Below are 9997 nucleotides of genomic sequence, written 5' to 3' on the forward strand. Positions count from 1 at the left end.
ATCACTACCAAGGGCGTTCGGGTGGTGCTCTGAGGGTGCGCCGAGCCGTTCCTGGGCTTGCCGCGACACAGCCCAGCCGCGCGGCCGGCGCACCTGGGCGCTGACCCCGCCCCGTCCGTACCGATCTCCGTACCGCCCTTGCGAAGGAGAACCCTCGTGTACCTGCCCCACCCCGTCATCGACCAGCTCTCCGACGACCAGGTGAAGCTGTGGGAGACCCACTTCACCGGCGCCGGGCACGAGCGCCCCCGCAGCATCGAGGAGGGCATCTGGCGCCGCACCCAGAACCCCTCCAACGCCGAGCAGTCCGGCTGGCGCGAGGACGCCTCCGGGCGCCGCCGGATCGTCCACTACCGCTACACCTACGGGATCGACCACACCTTCCCCGTACCGCGCCTCGTCCTCTCCGACCTGTACCTGTACGTGTCGTTCACCGCCCCGGACGACGAGGTCCGCGCCTACGCCGAGGACCTCGACGGCTGGCTGCAACAGGGCCGTTGGCACCTGGACGGCGACCGCTGGCAGCACGGCGACCTCGTCACCACCGTCACCGAACACGCCGTCCACCCCCAGGACGAGCGCGCCGACCGGCCCACTCCGTCGGGCTTCCGCACCATGGACGTCCTCATCACCTCCGAGGACTACACGGTCCCCCGTTGCCTGCGAAACCTCCCCCGGGACGTCCTGGCCGGCGGCATCCGGATCAAGGAGCGGCGCGGAACCCCGACCATCGCCGACGACCTGTCCGGCCTGCTGGACCATCTCCCGTTCCAGGTCGAGGTCGGGTGCGGCACCTCGATCGAAGCGGACGTCCCGCCGCTGCACTACCTGCACGAGGTCTACCGGGTCACCACCCGCAACGACAACGCCCTCACCCAGTCCCACGGCTTCACCCTCACCCCGCAGGCCGACACCCTCGTACGGGAACTGCTGCTCGACGCCCCGGGCAAGGCAGAAGCCCTGACCCGGATGTTCGCGGCGTGCTTCACCGCCGAACCCACCGGTGCCCACCGGGCGCTCAAGGCCCTGCACACCGCCGGGCACATGACCGGCCCGGTCATCACCCACAACTTCGACCTGCTCGCCGCCCGCGCCGGACTGAAGGAAGTGTTCGTTCGGCGGTACGACCAGAAGATCCCACCGGTCCCGCTCCTGGACCAGGCCCGCGCCCTCCTCGTCGTCGGCCTCCACGCCGACCGGCGCTCCGTCCAGGCCCGCGCCCGCGCCAAGGGCATGAAGATCTTCTACGTCGACCCCGAGGGCCTGATGGAGAACGGCGTCTTCAAGGAGTACCCGATCGAGGGAGCCCGCGACGGCGACACCGTCGTCCGCTCAGAGGCGACGCCCGCGCTCCAGCGCCTGTGCAGGCTGCTCGACGTCGCCCTCTGAAACCCCGTCCGGCTCAAAGCCAACTCCCCTGACCGCGAACGGGGATAGCGTCGCGGAGGCGCCCGGCAGCACGGCGCGCCTCTGCGACAGCACCCCATCCCAAGGACGGCGTCATGCGTGTTTCGGTGATCGGCTGCGGGCACCTCGGAGCCCCGCACGCCGCAGCGATGGCAGAACTCGGCCACGAGGTCGTCGGCGTCGAACTCAACCCGGAGACCTGCGAGATCCTCCAGTCCGGCCGGGGCGCCTTCTACGAGAAGGACCTCGACGACCTCCTCGCCCAACACGTGGCGACCGGACGGCTCCGCTTCACCACCGACCTCTCCGAGGCCGCCGCCTTCGCCGACCTCCACTTCATCGCGGTCGGCACCCCGCTCCGCCCCGACGGCCACGGCTACGACACCAGCCAGGTCATCGATGCCGTACGCGATCTCGCGCCGCTGCTGACGCGCCCGGCGACCGTGGTCGGCAAGTCCACCGTCACCGTCGGCACCGTCGCCCGCCTCCAGGCCGTCCTCGCCGAGCACGTCGCCGCCGGGGCGGACCTCGTGTGGAACCCGGAGTTCCTGCGCGAGGGCCACGCCGTCGAGGACTCCCTGCGACCGGACCGGATCGTCGCCGGCCTCACCACCCCGGCCGCCGAGAAGGCCGTACGGGAGGTGTACGCCCCGATCCTCGAACGCGGCGACACCGAACTGATCGTCACCGACCCGGCCACCGCCGAGGTCCTCAAGAGCGCCGCGAACGCCTACCTCGCCACCAAGATCAGCTACATCAACGCCATGGCCGAGATCTGCGAGATCACCGGCGCCGACGTCACCACCGTCGCCCACGGCATCGGGATCGACCACCGCATCGGCCACGCCGGGATGCGGCCCGGCATCGGCTACGGCGGTGGCTGCCTCCCCAAGGACGTCGCCGCCTTCACCCACCGCGTCGGAGAACTCGGCGCCACCGGTGCCTCCGCGCTGCTGTCCGCGGTCGAGCAGATCAACCACGGCCGGGCGGGCGCCGCCCTCGCACTGGTCGAACGTGCTCACGGCGGCCCGCTCGACACCGCCACGGTCGCCGTCCTCGGGGCCAGCTTCAAGGCCGGCACCAGCGACGTCCGATCCTCCCCCGCACTCCGTCTCGCCGGGCTCATCCACGACGCCGCCGCCCGCACCGTCATCCACGACCCCGAAGCCGTCCCGGCGGCCCGCCGAGCCCACCCTGAATTCACCTACGCTGAAAGCCTCGTCGAAGCCCTGAGAGGCGCGGACCTCGTGGTCCTGGCGACCGAATGGCCCCACTACACGAAGGAGCCGTCCCTCCCCGCCACGGCCGCCGGCCTCGTACGCCGCCCCGTCCTCGTCGACATCCGCACCGCGGCCGACCCGACCGGCTGGACCCGCGCCGGATGGACCGTGCACCAACTAGGCCGGCCTGCCCACCATCCGATCGTCTGACCTCGCCACGGACTGGACACCCGCACAGCCAGGAGGCGCAGGGTTGCGCAGCCCGCCTCAACAGGACGGGCCCGTCCCGCACATGGCTGGGGTTGGGCCCGCTCCAGCAGGGCGCTCTCGGCGCTTCCGCGCGCCGGGTGTCGCTCGGTGCGTGGCCTGACCCTCGGGGGAAGACTGGTCGTGTTGCTGTCGTGGGTAGTGGCGAGCGAGAGGGGTGCACGGTGCACGACGGGCCTGTGCTGCGGACCAACATCGGTGATCGGGCGGTCGACCTGCCCGCCAGCCTGGACGGGATTCGGGCCTCTCTGCCCGAGGACCGGCGGGAGGCGTTCGACCGTGAGATCGGCTCGGCGCTGATCACTGACGTACCCCTCATCGCCGCGCAGTGGTCCCTGCCGCAGGAGGCCAGGGACGAGGACGAAGCCATGCTCCAGCAGTTGCGGAACGGCGACTTCAGCGGCTTCACCAGCCTGGACGGTCCCTCCCCGACCGGAGCCGACCGGTGAGCGGGCGCCCGTACCGGGTGCAGTTCTCCAACGTGGCACGTGCCACCGTGGCTGCGCTGCCCACGGACATCCGAAGGCGTTTCGACACGGACATCAAGAAGCTCGCGGCCGATCCGTACGGCGCGGGCTCAAAACCCATCAAGGAGCCGGACTACCGACAGGCCCTGGTGGGCGGCTGCGTCACCTCGTACTACGTCTCGACCACGGTGGAGATCGTCTCCGTGACCCGGGTCCAGGGACCGCCCTGACCGGTTCATGGTGTCGCGGGTGTGGTCGCGCAGCTCGGTCCCGTCGGTCGAGTGGCCGGTCGGCGGATGACGGTCGCGTACCCCCGCCTACCGCGACTTCCTGGACGTCGAACGGGTCACCGCCGGTCTCGCCCTGCGGGGGCCCGAACCCCGCGAGGGAGTCAGGGCCTTCCGCGAGGCCCGCAGGCCAGACTTCGGCGGCGCGTGACGCCGCCGAGCCGGGGCGAGGTGCTGGGCGGCGTCGTCGAAGTCCTGCTGGGACGTCGCGGGCCAGGCGGGGCTTTCTGGACACGGTCTAGGGGAGCACGATCGCGAAGTCGGCGCTGACCTCGTCGAACAGGTCGAGCAGCGTGCTCAGTGCGTCGGCGTCGCCCGCCACGGACACCTCTCCCGAGGCGATCGCGTCGGCCAGTCCGGTGACGCCGGCGACGGCGCGGTCCAGGGCGGTACGGGGCAGGCACACCGCCGCCTGCGGCGGTTCGTCGCCCGGGACGTCGTCCGGCAGGGGAGTGAGGACGCCGTTGCCCACCAGGGTGGTCCAGGTCTCGCTGCTGTCGGTGAACTCCCAGCGCAGCAGCAGCCGGTGGGCGACGGCGCGGGGGCCGTTCAGGCGGGTCGCCAGGGTCTGGAAGACCTGCTCGGTGTCGAGCGCGGCCAGCATGCCGAGGGTGGGCTTGCTGCGACCGGGGCCCGCGGGGGTGCCGTCGGGCCGGCGCAGTTCGAGGGCGCCGGTGAGGTAGATGTTGCGCCAGGTCCCGTTCTCCTGGGCGTGGCCGAGCCGGGTGAAGGTCCGCGCCTGGAGTTCCCGGGCCTCGGCGTGGTCCGGCCGGGCGAAGAGCACGTGGTTGAGGAGTTCCGCGGCCCAGCGCAGGTCGCCCTCGTCGTACGCCTCCCGGCAGCGGTCCATGGCTGCGTCGAGCCCGCCGAGCGCGGCTACGTACCGCTCGGCCTGCCCGGTCGGCGGGTGCTGCCACAGGTGGGCCGGGTTCGCGGCGCGACGCCCAGGAGGGGCCGAGGGAGAAGGAACTCCCCGCCCGGGGTGGCGAACCGTCGACCGTGGTGGAGGTCGGCACCGTCACCCGCGCCGTCCTCGGCACGAACAAGAAGGACGGCCGGGACGATCCCGGATGCTGCCTACCGTGCCGAGTGGTCGGCGCTGAGCAGGTCGTCAAGGGCCCGGAGGAACCAGCGGCGATCGGTGCGGGTGTCCGCGCTGGCCAGCAGCCGCCATGCCGGTCGGCCCTGCGCATCGTGGATCACCGCGTCGTACGGCCCGTGGGCGTCGTCGATGAGTGCCAAGCGGACGCGACGCCCGGCCACGGTGATGTCCTCGTGCTTGGCCGGATGGGTCTCGGGCGCGATGGCCGCCGGCAGGTGCTCGGCGTTCAGGGCGTAGAGGCGCAGTTCTCGCCCGCGTCCGGGGCCGCCGCTGTAGAGGTGCTCGGACGCCACCGGGCTCGGGCCGTGATGGGTCGCGATCGAGTCCAAGGCCAGGTCGCCCAGGCGGTGCGGGACCGCGGCGGCGCCGGACGGTGCGTCCGGGGCTCCTGCCGTGCGCCAGGTGATCGTGGCCGTGTCGACCTGGCGCAGGTCCCACAGCCCCAGGGGCACGGAGATCACGGAGGCCGTGGGCCTGCGGGCCCAGTAGCTCAAGGCCGCGAACGGGGTGGCGGCGAGCGCGGTGACCGCTTCGGGGGCGACCGGGCGCAGCGAGCGGTAGAGGTCGGTGATCTCCTCGCGGGTGAAAGTGCCGTCGAGGACCGACAGTTCGATCGTGGTCCGCGCGATCCTCGCCGAAGCGCCGGCGTGACCCATGTAGTCGGTGCCGTGCCAGACCACGTGGTGCTCGTCCAGTGGCTCGGCTTCGGTTCGGCTCTCCCACAGCGCCGGATGGTCCAGGGCGGGGAACGCCCAGTCGTAGAGGAACTGCTTGACCCGTAGCCGCCGGTCCTCGCCGTGGACCTCGAACCGGAACGCCGCCGGATTGTTCGCGCTCCACGGCGTCCTGCCGGCCGTCGAGTCACCGACGCGTCCAGGCGGCGCCTCCCGGCGCAGCGACTGCTCGCCGAGGCGGGTGTCCGCAGGGAGCCCGTCCGGGACGAAGACCACGAAGTTCGCCCACGGTTGGGCCTGGGCGGCGCTCAGAGCGGGCGGTGTGTCGTCCAGGTCCGCAGGGTCATCGAGCACCCTGTGCATCCACTGCTGATCCGTCATTGCTCGTCTCCTCTCGCTCTCGTTCTCGCGAGCCGCGTCCACCCGTCCGGACGCGGCCGCGCGCACCACGCTACCTCATTAGTACCCACTGGGTATTAATAGATGGGAGAGAATGGGGCCGTGACAGAAGAGCAACCCGCACGCGGCCCCGGGCGCCCGGCGCAGCTTTCGGTCGAAGCGATCGTCGGCGCCGCGCTGGAGTCGGGGGCGAACGAGCTGACCGTGCGGGGCTTGGCGCGACGCCTCGGCGTGACCCACAAGGCCCTGTACCGCTGGGTCGGCGACCGGGACGGCCTGCTCGACCTGATCAGCGACCACCTTCTGGGACGAGTGCTCGCCCGGACCGCCGGCGCCCCCGCCGACGACTGGCGCGCGTGGCTGACGGGCTTCGGGCGGCTGCTGCGGGCGGAGTTCCTCCCCGTCGCCGATGCCGAGGTGCTCGCCCAGTTCCCGCGCGAGACCAGCACCTACAAGGAGCTGCAACAGCAGGCCGAGGCCGTGATGGGTGGCCGCGGACTGACGCAGGAACAGGCGCGGGACTCCTTCGCGGTCTTCCTGTTCGCCGTGTGGGGCTGGATCGCCGCTGAAAAGCTCTGTGCCGAGCAGCCCGACCACGAGAGAACTTTCACCGCCATGCTCGACGCACTCGCCCGCGGTCTGCCCTCGCCGTCGAATCGCTGAAGATCCATGGGGCCGCTCCTTGTGCGTGCCGGGAGGGCTGCTGGTCGTCGGCGGGCTGACGCCGGACGTACGGGCGGGGCGTTCGCGCAGTCCCGCGGCGGCCCGGCCCTGCCGTTCTTGCCGGCGGCGGCGGGCAGGAGCACGCTGGAGTAGGCGGTGGTGTTTCCGCGGGATGCCGACGGGTTCCCCGCCGGACGCCTGCGGGACGGCCACGGGCTCCGCCGGATGCCGGTGGACGTCGGTGGATCCGACCGACCGCCTTGGAACCGACCGCCTTGGAACCGGCCGCCTTGGAGCCGGCCGCTTTCGAGCCGGCCGCCTTGGAGGTGAGGCGGATGATGTACTGGGACGGTGGCGGCGGCTGGGCCTGGATGGCCTTCATGCCGCTGCTGTGGATCGTTCTGATCGGTCTCGTCGTGTGGGCCGTGGTGCGGCTGGCGAACCGGCCTGACGGGGGTGCGCCCCAGCAGCCCCAGCAGCCGTCGCAGTGGGGCGGTGCGCGAGGTCCGTCGAGCGGGCCCCCGTCGCACGGGCCCCCCCAGCGGGACACCCCGGAGGAGATCTTGGACCGGCGGTTCGCCATGGGGGAGATGGACGCGGACGCGTACGCCGAGGCGCGACGGCGGCTCGCCGAGCACCGCGCGAGGCCGCCGGAGGGCTGATCCGGCAGCTCGGCCCCCTCAGCCCCGGTCGTCCTCCGTGCGTCTCACGCGCACCACGCCCGCGTCCAAGTCCACCCGCTGCGGCGGTTCTTCCGCGACCCGTACGTTCTTCAGCGAGCGCTCGTCCTGCATCGCCCGCTTGAGCGCCTGGGCCGCCGGCGAGGTGTCCTGGAGCAGGTTCGCGCCCATCGAGGACAGCCCTTTGCGGCGCCAGTAGATCCAGCCGCGCGCCTCCATCGACAGCAGCGCGCGGTCCGCGAGCCAGCCGAGCGCGCACAGTGTGACGAGTCCGGCCGCCACCCAACCCGGCGTCTGAGCCATGTCCGGTCAACTGCCGGGCGGCGCGAGGAGTTCCACCGCGCACGGCATCCCCAGTCCGCCGACAATTTTTTTTGTCTTGACAAAAAATATTGTCGGACTGATCCTTGAGGGGTGCTGGACGTCGCTGTGATCGAAGAACCCGCCGCGGCCGAGGCTTCGCTGGACCCCATGCGGTCCCGGATCCTCGCCGCCCTCGCCGAACCCGGGTCGGCCGCCGCGCTCGCGGGGCGGCTGGAGCTGCCCCGGCAGAAGGTCAACTACCACCTGAAGGCGCTCGAACGGCACGGGCTGGTCGAGCTCGCCGAAGAGCGGCGCAAGGGGAACGTCACCGAGCGGGTGTACCGCGCGACCGCCGCGTCGTACGTCATCTCGCCGAGCGCCCTCGCCGCGGTCAGCCCGGACCCGTCCCGGGCCCCCGACCAGCTCTCCGCGCGCTGGCTGCTGGCGCTGGGCGCCCGGCTGGTGCAGGAGGTCGGGGCGCTGGTGACCGGCGGGGCCCGGGCGCGGCGGCGGGTGGCCACCTTCGGGATCGACGCCGAGGTGCGGTTCGCCTCCGCTGCGGACCGGGCCGCCTTCGCCGACGACCTGACCCGGGCCGTGACGGCGCTGGTCAGCCGCTACCACGACGAGCACGCCGCGCAGGGCCGCAGCCATCGGGTCGTCGTCGGGCTGCACCAGATCCCCACCACGACCCACGAGACGGCCCGCGAGACGGCCAACGTGACGCCCCACGAGACCGCATCCGAAGCACGACGGGAAGACTGAGCGATGACGCATCCGTTCGAGATCGAGCTGGAGACCACCCTGCCGGCCACCCCGCAGGAGGTCTGGGACGCGATCGCCACCGGACCGGGCATCGACTCCTGGTTCATGGGGCGCAACGAGGTGGAGCCGCGGGAGGGCGGCGTCTCGGCGATGGAGACCGGCGGCCACCGCGAGGAGGCGGTGATCACGGCGTACGAACCGGGCAAGCGCTTCGCCACCCGCACGCCCACCGCCGACGACGGCCGGTTCATGGCCGTGGAGTACCTGATCGAGGGGCGGGAGGGCGGCAGCGCCGTGCTCCGGCTCGTCCACAGCGGGATGCTCGGGGACGACTGGCAGGACGAGTACGACGCGCTGCGCGCCGGCTGGCCCTTCCACCTGCACACCCTGTGGCAGTACTTGACGCACTTCGCCGGGCGCGCCGGCGTCCCCGTCTTCGCCGTGGCACCCCTGGGGGAGCGGCCGGTCCGGGAGGTGCGGGCGGCGCTCAACCGGGGGCTGTCACTGCCGGCGGCCGGGGGCGAGTCGGGCGCGCGGGTGCGCGTCGAGCCCGCCGGACTGCCGCTGCTGGACGGCGAAGTGGTCTGGGCGGAGGAGGGGCGCATCGAGGTGCGCACCGCCGACGGGCTCTACACCTTCCACGTCTTCCCGGGCGTGGCGCTGATGTTCCACCACCTCTTCGACGCGGACGCGGACGGGGCTGCGGCGGAAGCCGCCTGGCAGCGCTGGCTGGCCGAACTCGTCGGCTGACGACCGCACTTCCGCGCACGCCCGTACCCCCACGCCGGTACGCCCGTACGCACTTGCACGTACACGTGACAACCAAGACAGCGAGGAACACCCGATGCGCACTCTGATCAGCTCCGCCTTCATCTCGCTCGACGGCGTCGTGGAGGCCCCCGGCGGCGAGCCCGGCTACCGGAACGCCGGCTGGACCTTCAAGGACGTCGAGTTCGTCCCCGAGGCGTTCGACATCAAGGGCGCCGAGCAGGCGGAGGCCACCGCGGTGCTGCTGGGCCGGGTCAGCTACCAGGCGTTCAGCCCGGTGTGGCCGGACATGGCGGAGTTCGCGGGCTACAAGGACCTGCCGAAGTACGTCGTCTCCACCACCTTCACCGAGGACGACCTGGTCACGAACTGGGGCGAGACGACGATCCTGCGCTCGATCGAAGAGGTCGCGGCGCTGAAGGAGACCGAAGGCGGCCCGATCATCGTCCACGGGAGCGCGTCCCTGAACCGCGCCCTGTCCGACGCCGGCCTGGTCGACCGCTACCACCTGCTCGTCTTCCCGACCCTGCTCGGCGCCGGGAAGCGGCTGTTCAGCACCGCGGACAAGGACGCGCAGAAGCTGGAGCTGGTCGAGCACGAGGTGTACGCGAACGGGCTGCAGAAGCAGGTCCTCGACGTCGTCCGCTGAGGTCCTAGGGGGTGGGGTCGGGGTCGGGGTCGGGCGCGGGGATCGCCGTCGCCCACGCGGCCATCGCGTCGAGCACGGTCCGCAGCTCCCGCCCGAGGGGCGTCAGCTCGTACACCACGCGCGGCGGGATCTCGGCGTGCACGGTGCGGGTGACGATGCCGTGCGCTTCGAACCGGCGCAGCCTGCTGGTGAGGGTGTGCGGGCTGATGCCCGGCAGGGCGTCGCGCAGCTCGCTGAAGCGCTGCGGGCCGCGGAGCAGCTCCCGGACGATGAGCGTGGCCCAGGGGCCGTCGAGCAGGGTGAGGAAGCGGGCGACCCCGCACGTGGGCAGGGGGGTGGTCATGGT

The 9997-nt window shown here is 72.1% G+C and carries 13 protein-coding genes and 1 pseudogene; 9 read left to right on the forward strand and 5 right to left on the reverse strand.

Going from position 1 to position 9997, the window contains the following annotated elements; all coding sequences use genetic code 11:
* Positions 1 to 156: 156 nt before the first annotated feature.
* From ACH4E8_RS06425 to ACH4E8_RS06440, 4 genes are all read left to right on the forward strand, one after another.
* On the forward strand, positions 157 to 1389 hold the full coding sequence (locus ACH4E8_RS06425) for a hypothetical protein (protein ID WP_398444951.1): 1233 nt from the start codon (positions 157 to 159) through the stop codon (positions 1387 to 1389).
* A gap of 113 nt (positions 1390 to 1502) precedes the next feature.
* The gene (locus ACH4E8_RS06430) at positions 1503 to 2837 is read left to right on the forward strand and encodes a UDP-glucose dehydrogenase family protein (protein ID WP_398444953.1); all 1335 of its coding nucleotides are present in this window, start codon (positions 1503 to 1505) and stop codon (positions 2835 to 2837) included.
* Positions 2838 to 3058: 221 nt separating this feature from the next.
* The gene (locus ACH4E8_RS06435) at positions 3059 to 3343 is read left to right on the forward strand and encodes a hypothetical protein (RefSeq protein WP_398444955.1); all 285 of its coding nucleotides are present in this window, start codon (positions 3059 to 3061) and stop codon (positions 3341 to 3343) included.
* Positions 3340 to 3591 carry a type II toxin-antitoxin system RelE/ParE family toxin gene (locus tag ACH4E8_RS06440; protein ID WP_398444957.1) on the forward strand — a complete coding sequence of 84 codons (252 nt, stop codon included), beginning with the start codon at positions 3340 to 3342 and terminating at the stop codon, positions 3589 to 3591. Before ACH4E8_RS06435 ends, ACH4E8_RS06440 begins: the two co-directional genes overlap by 4 nt.
* Before the next feature lie 295 nt (positions 3592 to 3886).
* Here ACH4E8_RS06440 and ACH4E8_RS06445 read toward each other — a convergent pair whose 3' ends face one another.
* From ACH4E8_RS06445 to ACH4E8_RS06455, 3 genes and pseudogenes are all read right to left on the reverse strand, one after another.
* Positions 3887 to 4252 (reverse strand): alkyl sulfatase C-terminal domain-containing protein, encoded by a 366-nt coding sequence (locus ACH4E8_RS06445; RefSeq protein ID WP_398446049.1) that lies wholly within the window; start codon positions 4250 to 4252, stop codon positions 3887 to 3889.
* Positions 4253 to 4312: 60 nt separating this feature from the next.
* Positions 4313 to 4570, reverse strand: a pseudogene (locus ACH4E8_RS06450) (alkyl sulfatase dimerization domain-containing protein); the annotation flags it as partial.
* A gap of 155 nt (positions 4571 to 4725) precedes the next feature.
* Entirely contained in the window at positions 4726 to 5805 is a 1080-nt protein-coding gene (locus ACH4E8_RS06455; protein ID WP_398444959.1) for a hypothetical protein, read from the reverse strand.
* 120 nt (positions 5806 to 5925) lie between these two features.
* Here ACH4E8_RS06455 and ACH4E8_RS06460 point away from each other — a divergent pair, with 120 nt between their 5' ends.
* Both ACH4E8_RS06460 and ACH4E8_RS06465 read left to right on the forward strand, forming a co-directional pair.
* A complete protein-coding gene (locus ACH4E8_RS06460; protein ID WP_398444960.1) occupies positions 5926 to 6486 on the forward strand; it encodes a TetR/AcrR family transcriptional regulator in 561 nt (186 codons plus the stop codon).
* A 335-nt stretch (positions 6487 to 6821) separates the two neighbouring features.
* Positions 6822 to 7148: an SHOCT domain-containing protein gene (locus tag ACH4E8_RS06465; protein ID WP_398444962.1), complete on the forward strand. Its 327-nt coding sequence runs from the start codon at positions 6822 to 6824 to the stop codon at positions 7146 to 7148.
* 18 nt (positions 7149 to 7166) lie between these two features.
* Here the strand turns inward: ACH4E8_RS06465 and ACH4E8_RS06470 are convergent, their stop codons facing one another.
* Positions 7167 to 7469 carry a hypothetical protein gene (locus tag ACH4E8_RS06470; RefSeq protein WP_398444964.1) on the reverse strand — a complete coding sequence of 101 codons (303 nt, stop codon included), beginning with the start codon at positions 7467 to 7469 and terminating at the stop codon, positions 7167 to 7169.
* 111 nt (positions 7470 to 7580) lie between these two features.
* On the opposite strand from ACH4E8_RS06470, the gene ACH4E8_RS06475 reads away from it, so the two are divergent.
* The 3 genes from ACH4E8_RS06475 to ACH4E8_RS06485 all read left to right on the forward strand — a co-directional run bounded on the left by ACH4E8_RS06475 (position 7581) and on the right by ACH4E8_RS06485 (position 9651).
* Entirely contained in the window at positions 7581 to 8234 is a 654-nt protein-coding gene (locus tag ACH4E8_RS06475; protein ID WP_398444966.1) for an ArsR/SmtB family transcription factor, read from the forward strand.
* 3 nt (positions 8235 to 8237) lie between these two features.
* Positions 8238 to 8984, forward strand: coding sequence for an SRPBCC domain-containing protein (locus ACH4E8_RS06480; protein ID WP_398444968.1), 747 nt, complete (start codon positions 8238 to 8240; stop codon positions 8982 to 8984).
* Positions 8985 to 9078: 94 nt separating this feature from the next.
* Positions 9079 to 9651, forward strand: coding sequence for a dihydrofolate reductase family protein (locus ACH4E8_RS06485; protein ID WP_398444970.1), 573 nt, complete (start codon positions 9079 to 9081; stop codon positions 9649 to 9651).
* A 4-nt stretch (positions 9652 to 9655) separates the two neighbouring features.
* On the opposite strand, the gene ACH4E8_RS06490 is transcribed toward ACH4E8_RS06485, so the two are convergent.
* On the reverse strand, positions 9656 to 9994 hold the full coding sequence (locus tag ACH4E8_RS06490) for a winged helix-turn-helix transcriptional regulator (RefSeq protein WP_398444972.1): 339 nt from the start codon (positions 9992 to 9994) through the stop codon (positions 9656 to 9658).
* Positions 9995 to 9997 lie beyond the last annotated feature (3 nt).

Source organism: Streptomyces sp. NPDC017979 (assembly GCF_044328175.1).
GTDB lineage: Bacteria > Actinomycetota > Actinomycetes > Streptomycetales > Streptomycetaceae > Streptomyces.